Origin of the sequence: Cedecea sp. P7760, from assembly GCF_013386425.1 — a bacterium.
GTDB classification, from domain to species: Bacteria; Pseudomonadota; Gammaproteobacteria; order Enterobacterales; family Enterobacteriaceae; genus Cedecea; species Cedecea selenatireducens.
Genome location: NZ_JACARU010000072.1, coordinates 1 through 16,782, shown reverse-complemented (window position 1 = coordinate 16,782; position 16,782 = coordinate 1). Strand labels below are relative to the sequence as shown.

The 16,782-nt window shown below is 56.9% G+C and carries 18 protein-coding genes; 8 read left to right on the top strand and 10 right to left on the bottom strand.

Translation table 11 applies throughout. The features are described 5' to 3' along the window. Positions 1–38: 38 nt before the first annotated feature. On the top strand, positions 39–1,142 hold the full coding sequence (gene chaA, locus HX778_RS21750; protein WP_038482405.1) for a sodium-potassium/proton antiporter ChaA: 1,104 nt from the start codon (positions 39–41) through the stop codon (positions 1,140–1,142). Between the two features lie 172 nt (positions 1,143–1,314). On the opposite strand, the gene kdsA is transcribed toward chaA, so the two are convergent. Genes kdsA through hemA form a run of 6 tightly spaced genes read right to left on the bottom strand, consistent with a single transcriptional unit; the run spans position 1,315 to position 6,621 of the window. Further along, a complete protein-coding gene (gene kdsA, locus HX778_RS21745; RefSeq protein WP_038482402.1) occupies positions 1,315–2,169 on the bottom strand; it encodes a 3-deoxy-8-phosphooctulonate synthase in 855 nt (284 codons plus the stop codon). 24 nt (positions 2,170–2,193) lie between these two features. Next, a complete protein-coding gene (gene sirB1, locus HX778_RS21740) occupies positions 2,194–3,003 on the bottom strand; it encodes an invasion regulator SirB1 (protein WP_176983045.1) in 810 nt (269 codons plus the stop codon). A gap of 2 nt (positions 3,004–3,005) precedes the next feature. Next, positions 3,006–3,395 (bottom strand): SirB2 family protein, encoded by a 390-nt coding sequence (locus HX778_RS21735; protein ID WP_038482397.1) that lies wholly within the window; start codon positions 3,393–3,395, stop codon positions 3,006–3,008. 20 nt (positions 3,396–3,415) lie between these two features. Further along, positions 3,416–4,246 (bottom strand): peptide chain release factor N(5)-glutamine methyltransferase, encoded by an 831-nt coding sequence (gene prmC / locus HX778_RS21730; RefSeq protein ID WP_038482394.1) that lies wholly within the window; start codon positions 4,244–4,246, stop codon positions 3,416–3,418. Then, on the bottom strand, positions 4,246–5,328 hold the full coding sequence (gene prfA, locus HX778_RS21725; RefSeq protein WP_038482392.1) for a peptide chain release factor 1: 1,083 nt from the start codon (positions 5,326–5,328) through the stop codon (positions 4,246–4,248). The genes prmC and prfA overlap by 1 nt, the downstream gene beginning before the upstream one ends. Before the next feature lie 36 nt (positions 5,329–5,364). Further along, positions 5,365–6,621, bottom strand: coding sequence for a glutamyl-tRNA reductase (gene hemA, locus HX778_RS21720; protein ID WP_038482389.1), 1,257 nt, complete (start codon positions 6,619–6,621; stop codon positions 5,365–5,367). A gap of 202 nt (positions 6,622–6,823) precedes the next feature. Between hemA and lolB the strand changes: the two genes are divergently transcribed. From lolB to dauA, 4 genes are all read left to right on the top strand, one after another. Beyond that, the gene (gene lolB / locus HX778_RS21715) at positions 6,824–7,447 is read left to right on the top strand and encodes a lipoprotein insertase outer membrane protein LolB (protein WP_038482387.1); all 624 of its coding nucleotides are present in this window, start codon (positions 6,824–6,826) and stop codon (positions 7,445–7,447) included. Then, positions 7,447–8,316 carry a 4-(cytidine 5'-diphospho)-2-C-methyl-D-erythritol kinase gene (ispE, locus tag HX778_RS21710; RefSeq protein WP_176983044.1) on the top strand — a complete coding sequence of 290 codons (870 nt, stop codon included), beginning with the start codon at positions 7,447–7,449 and terminating at the stop codon, positions 8,314–8,316. The genes lolB and ispE overlap by 1 nt, the downstream gene beginning before the upstream one ends. Positions 8,317–8,441: 125 nt before the next feature. After that, positions 8,442–9,389, top strand: coding sequence for a ribose-phosphate diphosphokinase (gene prs / locus HX778_RS21705; RefSeq protein ID WP_008454180.1), 948 nt, complete (start codon positions 8,442–8,444; stop codon positions 9,387–9,389). A 116-nt stretch (positions 9,390–9,505) separates the two neighbouring features. Beyond that, complete coding sequence (gene dauA / locus HX778_RS21700; protein WP_144244080.1) at positions 9,506–11,188, top strand: C4-dicarboxylic acid transporter DauA; 1,683 nt, start codon at positions 9,506–9,508, stop codon at positions 11,186–11,188. Between the two features lie 15 nt (positions 11,189–11,203). Here dauA and HX778_RS21695 read toward each other — a convergent pair whose 3' ends face one another. Both HX778_RS21695 and HX778_RS21690 read right to left on the bottom strand, forming a co-directional pair. Next, positions 11,204–11,413 (bottom strand): 4-oxalocrotonate tautomerase family protein, encoded by a 210-nt coding sequence (locus HX778_RS21695; RefSeq protein WP_038482375.1) that lies wholly within the window; start codon positions 11,411–11,413, stop codon positions 11,204–11,206. 13 nt (positions 11,414–11,426) lie between these two features. After that, on the bottom strand, positions 11,427–12,167 hold the full coding sequence (locus tag HX778_RS21690; RefSeq protein WP_176983043.1) for an SDR family NAD(P)-dependent oxidoreductase: 741 nt from the start codon (positions 12,165–12,167) through the stop codon (positions 11,427–11,429). Positions 12,168–12,288: 121 nt separating this feature from the next. Between HX778_RS21690 and HX778_RS21685 the strand changes: the two genes are divergently transcribed. Continuing rightward, a complete protein-coding gene (locus tag HX778_RS21685) occupies positions 12,289–13,200 on the top strand; it encodes a LysR family transcriptional regulator (protein ID WP_038482369.1) in 912 nt (303 codons plus the stop codon). On the opposite strand, the gene HX778_RS21680 is transcribed toward HX778_RS21685, so the two are convergent. Continuing rightward, on the bottom strand, positions 13,157–14,209 hold the full coding sequence (locus HX778_RS21680) for a MerR family transcriptional regulator (RefSeq protein ID WP_176983042.1): 1,053 nt from the start codon (positions 14,207–14,209) through the stop codon (positions 13,157–13,159). The genes HX778_RS21685 and HX778_RS21680 overlap by 44 nt on opposite strands. A gap of 123 nt (positions 14,210–14,332) precedes the next feature. Beyond that, positions 14,333–14,611, bottom strand: a complete 279-nt coding sequence (gene ychH, locus HX778_RS21675) for a stress-induced protein YchH (protein WP_038482363.1) — start codon at positions 14,609–14,611, stop codon at positions 14,333–14,335. Positions 14,612–14,885: 274 nt separating this feature from the next. Between ychH and pth the strand changes: the two genes are divergently transcribed. Together pth and ychF are read left to right on the top strand one after the other, a co-directional pair. Continuing rightward, positions 14,886–15,470: an aminoacyl-tRNA hydrolase gene (gene pth, locus HX778_RS21670; protein ID WP_008454164.1), complete on the top strand. Its 585-nt coding sequence runs from the start codon at positions 14,886–14,888 to the stop codon at positions 15,468–15,470. A gap of 139 nt (positions 15,471–15,609) precedes the next feature. Beyond that, positions 15,610–16,701 (top strand): redox-regulated ATPase YchF, encoded by a 1,092-nt coding sequence (gene ychF, locus HX778_RS21665; RefSeq protein ID WP_038482359.1) that lies wholly within the window; start codon positions 15,610–15,612, stop codon positions 16,699–16,701. Positions 16,702–16,782 lie beyond the last annotated feature (81 nt).

Here is a 16,782-nt window from a genome sequence, read left to right as displayed (position 1 = left end):
TCAAAACAGGTTATCGCCTGCAGAGATGGAGAAGTTGAATGACAAAAACACAACATGAGGCGGTAAAAACCCGCCACAAGGAGAGTTCTCTCATTTTCCCGGTACTCGCGCTGGCGGTACTGGCGATGTGGGGGTCAAGCCAGTCCCTGCCGGCGGTTGTCGGCATCAATATTTTGGCTCTGGTAGCCATACTCAGCAGCGCCTTTAGCGTTGTACGCCACGCGGACGTGCTGGCGCACCGTCTGGGTGAACCGTACGGCTCACTTATTCTGAGCCTGTCGGTCGTGATTCTTGAAGTCAGCCTGATTTCCGCGCTAATGGCCACCGGCGACGCCGCGCCAACCCTGATGCGCGACACGCTCTATTCCATCATCATGATTGTCACCGGCGGCCTTGTTGGCTTCTCCCTGCTGATGGGCGGCCGTAAATTTGCCACGCAGTACATGAACCTGTTTGGTATCAAGCAGTACCTGATTGCCCTATTCCCGCTGGCGGTGATCGTGCTGGTGTTCCCAATGGCGCTGCCGGGCGGCAACTTCTCACTGGGCCAGTCCCTGCTGGTGGCCTTGATTTCCGCTGCGATGTACGGCGTGTTCCTGCTTATTCAAACGAAAACGCACCAGAGCCTGTTTGTGTACGAGCATGAAGACGAAGGCGACGGCGATGACCCGCATCACGGCAAGCCTTCGGCGCACAGCTCCGCATGGCACACGGTCTGGCTTATCGTTCACCTGATTGCGGTTATCGCGGTCACCAAGATGAACGCTAACCCGCTTGAGCACCTGCTGGACGCCGTAAACGCTCCGGCGCAGTTCACCGGCTTCCTGGTCGCCCTGCTGATTCTGTCTCCGGAAGGCCTTGGCGCGCTAAGAGCGGTATTGAGCAACCAGGTACAGCGCGCGATGAACCTGTTCTTCGGTTCGGTGCTGGCCACCATCTCGCTAACGGTACCTGCGGTGACGCTGATTGCCTGGTTCACCGGTAACGACCTGGTCTTTGCGCTGGGCATGCCGCAGATGGTGGTGATGCTGGCGGCGCTGGTGCTTTGCCAGATTTCATTCTCGACCGGCCGCACCAACGTGCTTAACGGCACCGCGCATCTGGCGCTGTTCGCCGCCTATCTGATGACAATTTTTGCCTAAGTAAACAGCAAGACTGCCTGTAAGGGCAGTCTTTAGTGTTTGCGCCCTCTCCACGTGGGAGAGGGTCGGGGTGAGGGCATCAGGCCACTACACACTCATTTCCCTCTATTCCTCAAGAGAGGGAAACAAATATAAAAAAACCCGCCGCAGCGGGTTTTGTTTTTTTCAGCAATTAGTGGCTGGTATCCAGCGGCGCGAAGTTCTTCACCAGGTCATCAATCGCTTTAATCTGGCTCAGGAAAGCTTCGAGCTTCGCCAGCGGCAGCGCGGAAGGCCCGTCGCAGCGCGCGTTGTCCGGGTCCGGGTGCGCTTCAATGAACAGGCCGGCCAGGCCGGTCGCCATCCCGGCGCGAGCCAGTTCGGTGACCTGAGCACGACGACCGCTTGACGCTGCGCCAAACGGGTCGCGGCATTGCAGGGCGTGAGTCACGTCGAAAATCACCGGCGCACCGTTAGAAACCTGCTTCATGACGCTGAAGCCCAGCATGTCGACCACCAGGTTGTCGTAGCCGAACTGCGTGCCGCGATCGCAAAGAATAATTTTGTCGTTGCCGCCTTCCGCGAACTTATCCACGATATTGCCCATCTGGCCAGGGCTGACGAACTGTGGCTTCTTCACGTTGATCACCGCGCCGGTTTTTGCCATCGCTTCAACCAGGTCAGTCTGACGCGCCAGGAATGCAGGCAGCTGAATAACGTCAACCACCTCGGCAACCGGCTGGGCCTGGCTGGCTTCGTGAACGTCGGTGATGACTTTCACGCCAAAGGTCTGCTTCAGCTCCTGGAAAATCTTCATCCCCTCTTCCAGGCCCGGGCCACGGTAAGAGTGAATGGATGAACGGTTGGCTTTATCAAAAGAGGCTTTGAACACGTACGGGATACCCAACTTCTGGGTCACGGTGACGTAATGCTCGCAGATGCGCATCGCCAGGTCACGAGACTCAAGCACGTTCATGCCGCCAAAAAGCACAAACGGCAGGTCGTTTGCGACGTTGATATCACCAATGTTAACCACTTTTTGTTTCATATGTTCGCCTTATCAGGTGTGAACTTAATGCAGGGTAATCTGCTTGTGCGCAATCGAGTTGATTTGCGCCTTAATCATTTCGCTAATCGGGTCTTCCGGGCACTGCTCAACAAAGTAGCTTAGGTCGCTGAGCGCCACGTGTTCACAGTCCAGCTGCGCATAAATCAGGCCGCGGTCACGGATCTCGTAGGGGTCTTCCGGATTGAACTGCAGCAGCACTTCGCTGGCGCGCAGCGCCATCTCCATCTGCCGCTCTTCCATCAGCGCAGACTTGAGCGTGTCGAGCAGCTTGCGGATAACTTCCGCATTGTCGGACTCGTCAAGATCTTCGTCGAACAGCTCGGCCGTAGGGTTAATATTGCCCTTGATCCACACTTCCAGCGTGTGCTCGTCCAGCGTGTCGCCGTTAAACGGATTGATGAGCCACATTTCGCCATCCATCCAGTCGGCGCGCAGGATAAGCTGCGTCGGGAAGATAACCGGCATCAGCGGAATATCGAGCTGCCCGGCGATCCACAGCAGTATCGCCCCAAGCGAGACGGCGCTCCCCTGCCGGCTTTTTAAAACGTTATCCAGCCACAGGGCATCGGACAGGCGGTAAACGCCCCCTGAATCCTTAAAACCCCATTCGCCGTAAAAGAGTTCCAGCAGTTTTTCCAGCTGCAGGTCGGGATGTGTCCCCTGGCAAATTTCTTCTTTTGCCAGGCTGACCAGCTCCTTAAGCTGCGCTTCAACTTCTGCGGTCGGGAAATCATCCCGGATCAGCTGCGAGACTAAAATCATGCCTTCGCAGAGCGGTGCCTGATTAAATTCGAAATCGGCTAACGACTTCATACTTACCCCAATATCGGTATTTTAGTGGTGGCGAGTTTTATGATGATGTAGAGCACCACCAGCCCCAGCAGGAAGGCAAACCAACGAACCTGCTGGCTGCGCGGGCGTTTACCCAGCGCGATAAAACCTAAAGCGATATAGATGATAACGCCAAACAGCTTTTCAGTCAGCCACGTTCCCTGCGGCGTAAAAGGATAGAAATGCGTGAGAGCAACCAGCGCAAAACCGCTGACCAACAGCAGAGTATCATTAACATGAGGTACGATGCGCACCCAGCGCTTGCCGGACATCGCTGACCCGCGATATTGCCACCAGTAGCGTAAAACAAACAGGCTGATTGAAATAACGACGGTGAAAATATGCAGATATTTAAGTGAGAAATAAGTCGCCAAAATGTCTGTTCCTTAATGAGTCAAAGATAGCGTCCTGACGTCAGGCGATCGTTGTCGCCATAATCTTTGTAGGTTGCAACCTCGGTAAAACCCGCGTCCCGCAGCAGCAGCCGCACGCTTTCACCCTGCTTCCAGCCATGTTCCAGCACCAGCCAGCCGCCGGGTTCGAGAAAGCGGCGCGAATCGTTAACCAGCGTATCTAAATCAGCCAGGCCATGATTGCCTGCCACCAGCGCGCTTTTCGGCTCGAAGCGAACATCGCCTTCACTGAGGTGCGGGTCGGCTTCGTCGATGTACGGCGGATTGCTGACAATCAGCGCAAAACGCTGAGCATCGAGGGCGTTAAACCAGTGACTTTGCAGCACCCTGACGTTGGCTATGCCAAGATTTTCAGCGTTCCATTGCGCCAACGCCACGGCCTCCGGCACGACATCCAGCGCCGTTACCTCGCAGTCCGGACGCTCGCTTGCCAGCGCCAGGGCAATCGCCCCTGTACCGGTGCCAAGATCCAATATTGCGCATGGCGTATCCGGCAGCCTGGTTAACGCGTGTTCGACCAGGCATTCGGTATCGGGACGAGGAATAAGCGTAACCGGGGAGACGCGCAGCGGCAGCGACCAGAACTCGCGCTCGCCCACAAGATGTGCCACCGGTTCACCGCGCTCGCGCCGTACCAGCAGAGCCTCAAGCTCGCTTTGCTGGACGGGCGTCAGCGTTGTTTCGCCAAACGCGAGGATAAACGTGCGGGCTTTGCCGGTGACAAACCCAAGCAGGATCTCCGCATCCCGCTTTGGGCTTTCGCTCTGCGCCAGGCGCTGTACGGCCTGGCGAAGCCATAGCTGAAACTCCATTAATCCTGCTCGGACAACGCCGCGAGCTGATCGGCCTGGAACTCCTGGACAATCGGCTCGATCAGGGCATCGATTTTACCTTCCATCACTTCGTCCAGACGGTAAAGCGTCAGGTTGATGCGGTGGTCGGTCACACGGCCCTGCGGGAAGTTGTAGGTACGGTTGCGGTCAGAACGGTCGCCGGAGCCCAGCAGGTTACGACGGGTAGACGCCTCTTCCAGCTGGCGTTTTGCTACTTCCGCAGCGCGAATACGCGCGCCCAGTACAGAAAGCGCTTTCGCTTTGTTTTTATGCTGGGAACGTTCGTCCTGGCACTCCACCACAATGCCGGTAGGCAAGTGGGTAATACGGATTGCAGAGTCGGTGGTGTTAACGTGCTGACCGCCCGCGCCCGAGGAGCGGAAGGTATCGATACGCAGATCCGACGGGTTAATATCCGGCAGCTCCGCTTCAGGAATTTCAGGCATCACCGCCACGGTACAGGCGGAGGTGTGAATACGCCCCTGGGATTCCGTGGCCGGCACGCGCTGCACGCGATGGCCGCCGGACTCAAACTTCAGGCGACCATAAACGCCGTCACCGCTGATTTTAGCGATAACCTCTTTAAAGCCGCCGTGTTCACCTTCGTTAGCGCTGATAATTTCGACACGCCAGCGGCGGGCCTCGGCATAACGGCTGTACATACGGAACAAATCACCGGCAAACAGCGCGGCTTCGTCCCCACCTGTGCCTGCACGAACTTCGACAAACGCATTGCGCTCATCATCGGGATCTTTTGGCAGCAGCAGCACCTGAAGCTGCTGCTCCAGCTCTTCACTGCTGGCTTTCGCTTCGGCCAGCTCTTCCTGCGCCATTTCGCGCATCTCCGGGTCGCTAAGCATGCTTTCTGCGGTTTCAATGTCTTCCTGTACCTGGCGCCATTGCAGGAAACAGCGCGATACATCGCTTAACTGGGCATATTCACGAGACAGAGCGCGAAAGCGGTCCTGATCGGCAATGGTCGATGCATCGCCAAGCAGGGCCTGAACTTCTTCATGGCGCTCCTGCAAGGCTTCCAGTTTGGCAACAATAGAAGGCTTCATGGGCGGTGGTTCACCTTGTAATAAGAGTTGTGTGTGCTAATCCAGCCCGAGGCTGTTACGCAAGATTTGCAGGCGTTCATCGTCCCCGTCACGGGCGGCCTGCGTGAGCGATTTGGTTGGAGCATGGATCAGGCGATTGGTCAGTTTCCAGGCCAGATCCTGCAATACGGACTCCGCGTCGCCACCCTGCTGCAGGGCGGCCAGCGCTTTGGCAGCGAGGTCGTCTCTGACCTGCTCTGCCTGGCTACGGTATTCGCGAATGGTCTCGGAGGCGCTTTGCGCGCGCAGCCAGGCCATAAACTCGCTGCATTCCTGAGCCACGATGGTTTCAGCCTCAACCGCCGCCGCTTTACGCTGCGCGAGGTTGCTCTGAATAATGGCCTGCAGGTCATCCACGCTGTAAAGATAGGCGTTCGCAAGTTTGCCCACTTCCGGCTCGACATCACGCGGAACGGCGATGTCCACCAGCAGCATAGGCTGATTACGACGCGCTTTAAGCGCTCGCTCCATCATCCCTTTGCCAATAATAGGCAGCGGGCTGGCGGTCGAACTAATGATGATATCGGCATCCGCCAGGCGCTCGTCGATATCGCTCAGGCTGATAACTTCGGCCCCGACCTCATCGGCCAGCACCTGGGCGCGTTCTCGGGTACGGTTGGCGATAATCATCTTCTCAACTTTATGCTCGCGCAGATGGCGGGCAACCAGTTCGATAGTCTCCCCGGCGCCGACCAGCAGGACGGTAACCGAGGAAAGAGATTCAAAGATTTGCCGCGCCAGCGTACAGGCGGCAAACGCGACGGAAACGGCGCTGGCGCCGATGTCGGTTTCGGTGCGCACGCGCTTGGCAACGGAGAAGGACTTCTGGAACATGCGTTCCAGCTCGCTGGAGCGCGAATGGCCTTTTTGTGAATCGGCAAAAGCTTTTTTCACCTGGCCGAGAATTTGCGGCTCGCCGAGAACCAGCGAATCCAGGCCGCTCGCGACGCGCATCAGATGGCTAACGGCGTCGTTGTCGTGGTGCCAGTAGAGGCTTTTACGCACTTCCTCTTCGTTGAGGTTGTGGTACTCGCACAGCCAGCGAACCAGCCGCTCGTGCAGGTTTTCCTGTTGTTCAACGCTCAGGTACAGCTCAGTTCTGTTGCAGGTCGACAGCACGACCCCGCCCTGGACCATGGGCTGTGCCAGCAAGCTGCCCAACGCCTGGTCGAGCGTGTCCGGCGAAAACGTGACGCGTTCTCGCAGCGATACTGGAGCCGTTTTGTGGTTAATTCCTAGCGCTAACAGGGTCATGGAGCGGTCTGAGTAATACCGATGTTGATAAGGATTTCTGGTCGCATCATACAGGATGAGCCGAATCAATAAAAGAGAGCTTACCCTTGCGGAGTAAGTGGATGATTTATGATTTAAGACAACTTGACCGTAGACGCCCTGCCGCCCGCCCGCTAGCATGAACGGTTGACCACAAAAATGAATTTAAGGATTTGCTGCCGCTATGTTGATGCCTAAAGCCCGTCTGATGCGCCTTCTGCCCCTTGCCAGCCTGGTACTGGCCGCCTGTTCAGTCCACCAACCGAGCGGCCCGGGCAAGAGCCCTGACTCGCCGCAGTGGTTAGAACACCAGCAACAGGTGCAAAAAATCACCCAGTATCAAACGCGCGGTGCTTTTGCTTATCTCTCCGATAGTCAAAAGGTATATGCCCGCTTTAACTGGCAGCAAACTGCGCCAGACCGCTACCGCCTGCTGTTGACCAACCCGCTCGGCAGCACCGAGCTTGAGCTCAACGCGCAGCCGGACCAGGTCCAACTGACCGACCGCGACGGCAAGCGCTACATTGCGAAAGATGCGGAAGAGATGATTGGCAAGCTGACCGGGATGCCGATTCCGCTTAACAGCCTGCGCCAGTGGATCCTCGGCCTGCCGGGCGACTCCACCGACTATAAGCTGGACGACCAGTATCGCCTGCGCGAAGTGAACTACACCCAGGACGGCAAAACCTGGAAAGTGGTGTACAGCGACTACGACAGCAAAACCCAGCCTTCTCTGCCTTCCAATATGGAACTGCGCGAAGGCGACCAGCGCATCAAGCTGAAAATGGACAGCTGGGCGGTGAAATAATGATCTCTCGTTGGCCTTCTCCTGCAAAACTGAATCTTTTTCTTTATATCACCGGCCGTCGCGCGGATGGCTATCACAACCTGCAGACGCTGTTTCAGTTTCTCGACTACGGCGACACGATAACGATAGAACCTCGGGAAGACGGCGTGATCCGGCTGGTGACGCCGATTGACGGCGTTCCAGATGAAGAAAACCTGATTGTACGTGCTGCCCGCCTGCTGGTTGAGCACGCCGCGGCGAAAGGCACGCTGCCCGCTGGTGCTGGCGCGCATTTGGGTGTTGAGAAGCGGCTGCCGATGGGCGGAGGCCTCGGCGGCGGTTCCTCCAACGCTGCAACGGTGCTGGTTGCGCTAAACGCTCTCTGGAAAACCGGCTGCAGCGAAGACGAGCTGGCCGCGCTGGGCATTCGCCTTGGCGCCGACGTACCGGTGTTTGTCAGGGGCCACGCGGCCTTTGCCGAAGGCGTAGGCGAAATTCTCACGCCGGTTGAGCCCGAAGAAAAATGGTACCTGGTGGCCCATCCCGGCGTCAGCATTCCGACGCCGCTTATTTTTGGCGATCCTGAGCTGCCGCGCGAAGCACCGATAAGGTCAATTACGACGTTGCTAAAATGTGAATTTGGCAACGATTGTGAGGTTATCGCAAGAAAACGTTTTCGCGAGGTTGATGCAGCGCTTTCCTGGCTGTTAGAATACGCGCCGTCGCGCCTGACCGGCACCGGCGCTTGTGTGTTTGCTGAATTTGACACCGAGCAGGCCGCCCGGCAGGTGCTTGAGCAAGCCCCGGAATGGCTGCATGGGTTTGTTGCGCGAGGCGTTAATAGATCTCCGCTGCATCAGGCCATATCCGGGCAAGCTGGGCATTGGTGACAACGTCACCTCGTTTCAGACGTTGCATCGTGCTCTTTAATACACCGCCTGGATGGGGGCTACCCCGCCCGCACATGATGCGGTAGCAACCATCCGCCACTGGACGCATGCCTGAGGTTCTTCTCGTGCCTGATATGAAGCTTTTTGCTGGTAACGCCACCCCGGAACTAGCACAACGTATTGCCAACCGCCTGTACACCTCCCTTGGTGACGCCGCCGTCGGTCGCTTTAGCGACGGTGAAGTAAGCGTACAAATCAACGAAAATGTACGCGGTGGTGATATTTTCATCATCCAGTCCACCTGTGCCCCAACGAACGACAACCTGATGGAACTGGTTGTTATGGTTGATGCCCTGCGCCGCGCTTCTGCAGGTCGTATCACCGCTGTTATCCCTTACTTTGGCTATGCTCGTCAGGACCGCCGCGTGCGCTCCGCTCGTGTGCCAATCACTGCGAAAGTCGTCGCTGACTTCCTCTCAAGCGTAGGGGTTGACCGTGTTCTCACCGTGGACCTGCACGCTGAACAAATCCAGGGCTTCTTTGACGTCCCGGTAGATAACGTCTTCGGTAGTCCAATTCTGCTGGAAGATATGCTGCAAATCGGCCTGGAAAACCCAATCGTGGTTTCCCCGGACATCGGCGGCGTGGTACGTGCCCGTGCTATCGCCAAGCTGCTGAACGACACCGATATGGCTATCATCGACAAGCGTCGCCCACGCGCTAACGTTTCCCAGGTTATGCACATCATCGGTGACGTGTCCGGCCGTGACTGCGTCCTGGTTGACGACATGATCGATACCGGCGGCACCCTGTGTAAAGCAGCAGAAGCGCTGAAAGAACGCGGCGCGAAACGCGTATTCGCCTACGCTACTCACCCAATCTTCTCCGGTAACGCGGTTCACAACCTGCGCAACTCGGTGATCGACGAAGTGATTGTGTGCGATACCATCCCGCTGTCTGACGAAATCAAAGCCCTGCCAAACGTCCGTACCCTGACCCTGTCCGGGATGCTGGCGGAAGCTATTCGTCGTATCAGCAACGAAGAATCTATCTCTGCAATGTTCGAGCACTGATCGACGTTGCTTTTAAAACCCGCTGCGGCGGGTTTTTTCGTTTTTGTACTACTCTTTTTCAATGCCTCCTTCACCTGCCTGAACGACAGATGATGCGCTCACGGATGGAATCACAAGTGAAAACCGTATCTTCTTCTCACGTAATGCCTTTCCGCGCCCTGATTGACGCCTGCTGGCGCGAAAAGTACACCCTGTCCCGATTTAGCCGCGATGCTATCGCCGGCGTGACCGTGGGGATAATTGCTATCCCTCTGGCAATGGCGCTGGCCATCGGCAGCGGCGTCGCGCCGCAATATGGCCTGTATACGGCCGCCGTCGCCGGGATTGTCATTGCCCTCAGCGGCGGTTCGCGCTTCAGCGTCTCCGGCCCGACCGCTGCCTTCGTGGTGATTCTCTACCCGGTCGCACAGCAGTTTGGGCTGGCGGGGCTGCTGGTCGCCACGCTGATGTCCGGCATATTCCTGATCCTGTTTGGGCTGGCGCGCTTTGGCCGACTTATCGAGTACATCCCGCTGTCGGTAACGCTGGGCTTTACCTCCGGGATAGGCATTACCATCGCCACCATGCAGGTGAAGGACTTCTTCGGCCTGACGCTGGAGCACGTGCCGGAGCACTACCTGAATAAAGTCGCCGCGCTGGCGATGGCGATGCCCACCGTTAATATGGGGGATGCCGCCATTGGCATTGTCACCCTGGCGGTGCTGATTTTCTGGCCTCGCCTGGGGATTCGCCTGCCGGGGCATCTGCCTGCGCTGCTGGCGGGCTGTGCCGTGATGGCTATCGTGACTTCTCTGGGCGGGGACGTGGCGACCATTGGTTCACGCTTCCATTATGTTCTTGCCGACGGAAGCCAGGGGAACGGCATCCCCCAGCTGTTGCCTCAGTTAATGCTGCCGTGGAACATGCCAAATTCGGACTTTACGCTGAGCTGGGACTCGCTGAGCGCCCTGCTCCCTGCGGCATTCTCTATGGCAATGCTGGGCGCAATCGAATCGTTGCTCTGCGCGGTGGTGCTGGACGGCATGACCGGCACAAAACATAACGCTAACAGCGAACTGGTTGGCCAGGGGCTGGGGAATATTATTGCTCCGTTCTTCGGCGGTATTACCGCCACCGCCGCGATTGCCCGCTCTGCCGCTAACGTGCGTGCCGGGGCTACCTCGCCGGTGGCCGCCATTATTCACTCGTTGCTGGTTATCCTGGCGCTGCTGGCACTTGCCCCTCTGCTTTCCTGGCTCCCGCTCTCGGCGATGGCCGCCCTACTGTTGATGGTGGCGTGGAACATGAGCGAAGCGCACAAAGTCGTGAACCTGCTGCGCCGCGCGCCGAAAGACGACATCATCGTGATGCTGATTTGTATGTCGCTGACCGTGCTGTTTGACATGGTAATCGCCATCAGCGTGGGTATTGTGCTGGCATCACTGCTGTTTATGCGCCGCATTGCCCGAATGACCCGCCTCGCACCGCTCAATAACGTGAATACGCCTGAAGATGTTCTTGCCCTGCGCGTAACCGGGCCGCTGTTCTTTGCCGCTGCCGAAGGATTATTCACTCAGCTAGGCCAGCAGGTGCCGGGCCATCGCGTGGTTATTTTGCAGTGGGCTGCGGTGCCGGTACTCGACGCGGGCGGTCTGGATGCCTTCCAGCGGTTTGTAGAGAAAATGCCGGAAGGCTGTGAGCTGCGGGTGACGAACCTTGAATTCCAGCCGCTGCGCACCCTCGCACGGGCTGGCGTACGGCCGATACCTGGCCGCCTGGCCTTCTTCCCTGACGTTCAGGCCGCACTGGCCGCCGACTAGCGGCCAGTTTCACGCCTACTGAGCGGCCTCACGTCGCCGCCTGCTGGTCACGCTTTCACGGTTCACGCCCCAGTTGTCGGTGTCGACCTCGTCGATAACCACAAACGTATCGGCAGGCTTTTTATTCAGCACATGCTCCAGCAGATCGGTCACGCCCTCAATCAGCGCAAGCTTCTGCTCTGCGCTGACGCCTTCCCGGGTAACGCGAATATTAACGTAAGGCATGGCGGTTCTCCTGTTACCACACGCCAGCGGTGCTGCCGCCGTCGACGGCCATGACGGTCCCGCTGACAAATTCAGAATCCGTCAGATACAGCACGGCGTTCACCACATCCTGCACGCTGCCGGTTTTCCCGCTCGGTGACAGCGTGCTGAGAAAACCTGCCGTACCCGAGTAATCGCTATGCAGCGGCGTCTCGATAATCCCCGGCGCAACGGCGTTAACCCGCACATTATCCGCCGCCAGCTCTAAAGCCAGCGCCCGGGTTGCCTGGTTTAACCCCCCCTTCACCATCACCGGTAATAAAGCAGGCACCTTGACGTTGGGCTGCATCGCCACGCTTGCCGTAATGTTTACGATATGCCCCGCTTTGTTTTTGCTCATATGGCTGGCGGCGAGCTGGGACGGAAACAGGAACCCTTTCAGGTTGGTGTTAATCATCGCGTCAATATCCTGCTCGCTGTACTCACTCGCCGGTTTCGGGATAAAGATCCCGGCGTTATTAATCAGGATATCGACACGTCCAAAAGCGGCGATAGCCTGCTTAAACAGCGTTTCTGCGGTTGCCTTCAGCGCAATGTCCCCGGCCACCGGCAGAAAATTCTGCGGATTACCCAGGCTTGCCGCCGCCGTCTCTAAGCGCTTCAGGGTGCGGCCATTGCCGACAACATTGTAGCCTCGCGCCAGGTAAGCCTGCGCAATAGCCAGGCCAATACCGCTTGAGGCGCCGGTAACAATAACGGTTGGGGTTGAGTTCATGATGTGCTCCAGTGTGTGAGTGTGTGTGGAGCCCACTATACTTATGACATAATGACCAATAAATTAGCCATCCGTAACATGACAAGATACCTCATGTAATAGATAAACGGGAAACCTCGCCATGAAACGCCAGTTCGAAGAGATGCAGATAGGCACGCTGGAGCTGTTTTGCCAGGCCGCAGAGCAGCTGAGCTTCAGCGCAGCTGCCAATGTTATGGGCATCACGCCCGCGGCGGTCAGCCGCTCTATTGCGCGGCTTGAAGAGCGATTAGGCGTACGCCTGTTCGTGCGCACCACCCGGCAGATAAGATTAACCGAAAGCGGGGAACGTTACTTTCGCCAGTGCCAGCAGGCGCTGCAGCAGCTCAGAGAAGCCGAGCGAGAAGTGACGGGCGCGCAGAGTGAACCTGCGGGCGTACTGCGCATAAGCCTGCCCACTCCCTACGCCCACCATCGCGTGCTGCCGCTGCTGCCTGAATTCAGACAGATCCACCCGCGCGTGTCCGTTCAGGTTCACATCAGCAACCGTAATATCGATTTTGCCGACGAAAGTTACGACATTGCCATTCGCGGACGTTCGCCCGCGGATTCCTCGCTAATTGCCCGTAAGCTCGAAGACGCGGAACTGATCACGGTTGCTTCACCGGCCTATCTGGCTCGGACTGGCATACCTAAAACGCTCGACGAATTGGCGCTGCACGAGTGCATTCAGTTTGAATTGCCCAGCACCGGGCGCAAAGTACCCTGGACATTCAGCCTCGACGGTAAAAATACCGACATTTTCACCCACGGCAGCTTCACCTGCGCAGAAGATGTACTGGGCAGCGTGACGCTTGCCAGAAGCGGCGCGGGCCTGATTCAGACCTACAGGTTCAACGTGGAACAGGACCTGGCCGACGGTTCACTGATTGAGGTGCTGCCGGAGCACGGCGGCACCTCACGACCGTTTATTTTACTCTATCCTCATGCCCGTCATCTCTCTTTGCGGGTCAGGAGCCTGGTTGATTTCTTAGTCCAGCGGCTTGGAACATAGCGCCAATCGCCTGCTGCAGCCAGGCCAGCACCTCCGGCGTCATCCAGGTTCCTTTGGCCAGTTCGGGCTCCTGAGCCATTGCGGCACGGAATTTTTGCTGTGTCAGCGGTGAAGTCCCGGCAAACGACTGAAACAGCTCCAGCCAGCGGCGAGCAAGCTGCTGCGCCTGCTCTGAGTCAGCTTTCACGCCCTGTGCATTGGCCTTTCGCACCTCCGCCACCAGCGGCGGCCACTCCTGCATGCGGTCGAAATAGTGGCTGCTGGTGAAAGCAAACTCTTCCTCGTTGAGGTAACGCCGGTAAATATCCAGCTTGCCGTGGCCAAATGCGCGGGTCACGTAGTCGGTCATCTCCGCTGAGATCCCCGTCTGCCGGGCCATGTCAGGCTCGGCCTGATGCATTTTGTTCAGGCGAACCAAAAAGTCAGGTTCACCCGCCGTGTCGCGCTCCAGCATTTCCATCCACTGCGTTGCTAACCGCTGTGCCCGCACGTCGGCAGGCGATATGCCCTGCTGGCGAAGCGCGGCAACTTGCCCCACAAGCTGCTTCCATTCATCGTCACGGTGGCTGTCAGCCTGCGCAAAAGGCAGGCGCTGTAACTCTTCTTTTGAAAAATAGCGATCGTACATCGTCATTAACTCCAGCGTAGTAAGCCATTCCTCGAGGTCAGGTTCTGCGCCGCTGCGAAGGGTTTCCCGCAGCGTAACCAGGCGCTGGCGCAGCACGGCAATTTCCGCCAGCTGGCCGTCCAGCATTGAGATCTGCGAATCCAGGATCTCCTGGAGCGACAGCGCCTGACGCTCAAGACAGTCGCGCACCTCGTTCAGGCTCATCCCCATTCGGCTTAGCGCCTGAATATGGTGCAGCCTGGTGATATCCTGCCGGTTATACAAACGGTAACCGGCGGCGGTGCGGGCAGAAGGAAGCAGCAGGCCCATCGCTTCGTAATGGTGTAGCGTGCGTACCGTGATACCGGCGCGCTTTGCCAGTTCGCCTACTTTAAACAACATGTCCTGCTCCTTTTGGCTTCTGCTGCGGGGGAGTTTGCAGCCTCACGTTACGTGAGGGTCAACCCCGTAAGCATAAAAAAAACGGCCCCTGAAAAGGAGCCGTTTCTTCGAATCTGCTAAATATTAGCTGTGGCGATGATGCTCATCCCGGCGGCAGCGTTTGTCGTAGTGGCGAACCCACCAGTAACGGTCACAAACCTGCTCGCGCCCGCCGATACGTGCCCCGGCAAGCCAAAGTACGGCCCCGACGAAAATGCTCATCACGGCACCGTGGGCGAAAAATTGAGGCAAATTTAGCTGCGGGAGCTGGTTCAGAACCGAATAGCCCACGCCGACCACCATCACAACCAGTCCCAATCCCATGAGGACATTACCGAGTAACGAAGCGTTTCTGCGTTTCATATGTCACCTCCGCAAGTATACGGGTCGGTGGGGAACATCCCCTTTCCTTGTGACTAAAGTATAGACAATGCCCCTAAAGAGCATGTGCGTGGGCGATCACAATTACGAACGAAAGCTCTACAAAAGTTTACAAATAAGCGCCTGAGTTACTTGAAATTCTAATGGTTCAGATCGTCAACTATTCAAGAATGTGTCGGCGCGGGGATTGCGCTTTGTCAACGCCGCCGTCGCGCAGTAAACTACGCCGCTGTGAACGGTTTTCAGGAATTTAAACGTGAGCATCAAATTAATTGTCGGCCTGGCTAACCCAGGCGCTGAATACGCCGCGACCCGCCATAACGCCGGGGCCTGGTATGTGGATTTACTGGCCGAGCGCCATAACCAGTCGCTGAAAGAAGAAGCGAAGTTTTTTGGCTATACCGCCCGGATTAACCTCGGCGGTGAAGACGTCCGGCTGCTGGTTCCGACCACGTTTATGAACCTCAGTGGGAAAGCTGTCGCGGCCATGGCCACCTTCTTCCGCATCGCGCCGGATGAAATTCTGGTAGCGCACGACGAGCTGGATTTGCCTCCGGGCGTCGCGAAATTCAAGCTTGGCGGCGGCCACGGCGGGCATAACGGCCTGAAAGATATCATCAGCAAACTGGGCAATAACCCGAACTTTCATCGGTTACGCGTTGGGATCGGTCATCCGGGCGATAAAAACAAAGTTGTCGGCTTCGTGCTCGGAAAACCGCCGGTCAGCGAACAGAAGCTGATTGACGATGCCGTGGACGAAGCGGCGCGCTGCACCGAGGTCTGGCTGAAAGAAGGTCTGACAAAAGCGACCAATCGTCTGCACGCCTTTAAAGCACAATAATCCGTTCTTCCGCCCTGCCGGAAAGGATTTCCGCGCCCGCTGACGGCGGTTTAAGTGTATAATGCGCAAAGTTATCTACATTTTTTCAATGAAAACGTTAAAATTCATTGATTATCAAGCAATTAAGGTGATTTAAACCATGGGATTCAAATGCGGTATCGTCGGCTTGCCGAACGTTGGTAAATCCACTCTGTTCAACGCGCTGACCAAAGCGGGTATTGAAGCGGCTAACTTCCCGTTCTGTACCATCGAGCCGAACACGGGCGTTGTACCTATGCCGGACCCGCGTCTGGACAAGCTGGCCGAAATCGTTAAACCGCAGCGTATTCTGCCGACCACCATGGAGTTCGTGGACATCGCTGGCCTGGTAAAAGGCGCGTCTAAAGGTGAAGGCCTGGGCAACCAGTTCCTGACCAACATCCGTGAAACCGAAGCTATCGGTCATGTGGTGCGCTGCTTTGAAAACGACAACATCATCCACGTAAATAATAAAGTGGATCCGGCTGACGATATTGAAGTTATTAACACCGAGCTGGCACTGTCTGACCTGGATACCTGTGAACGCGCTATTCACCGCGTGCAGAAGAAGGCCAAAGGCGGCGACAAAGACGCTAAAGCCGAGCTGGCCGCGCTGGAAAAATGCCTGCCACAGCTGGAAAACGCCGGTATGCTGCGCGCGCTGAACCTGACCGAAGAAGATAAAGCCGCCATCAAATACCTGAGCTTCCTGACCCTGAAGCCAACCATGTACATCGCCAACGTTAACGAAGACGGTTTTGAAAATAACCCGTACCTCGATAAAGTTCGCGAAATTGCTGCAGGCGAAGGTTCCGTCGTGGTTGCCGTGTGTGCTGCGGTAGAATCCGACATCGCCGAGCTGGACGACGCTGACCGTGACGAGTTCATGGCCGAGCTGGGTCTGGAAGAGCCTGGCCTGAACCGCGTGATCCGCGCAGGCTACGAGCTGCTGAACCTGCAAACTTACTTCACCGCTGGCGTGAAAGAAGTGCGTGCGTGGACCATCCCTGTCGGTGCTACCGCCCCACAGGCCGCGGGTAAAATCCACACCGACTTCGAAAAAGGCTTCATCCGCGCGCAGACCATCGCCTATGAAGACTTCATTACCTACAAAGGCGAGCAAGGCGCGAAAGAAGCCGGCAAAATGCGCGCCGAAGGTAAAGACTACGTTGTGAAAGACGGCGACGTGATGAATTTCTTGTTCAACGTCTAAATAAAATCTGCTGTCTCATGAGGTTTCACTGAATCTCATAACAACGGCAAAATCCTATAGAATCCACGCAATTGCGTGGAT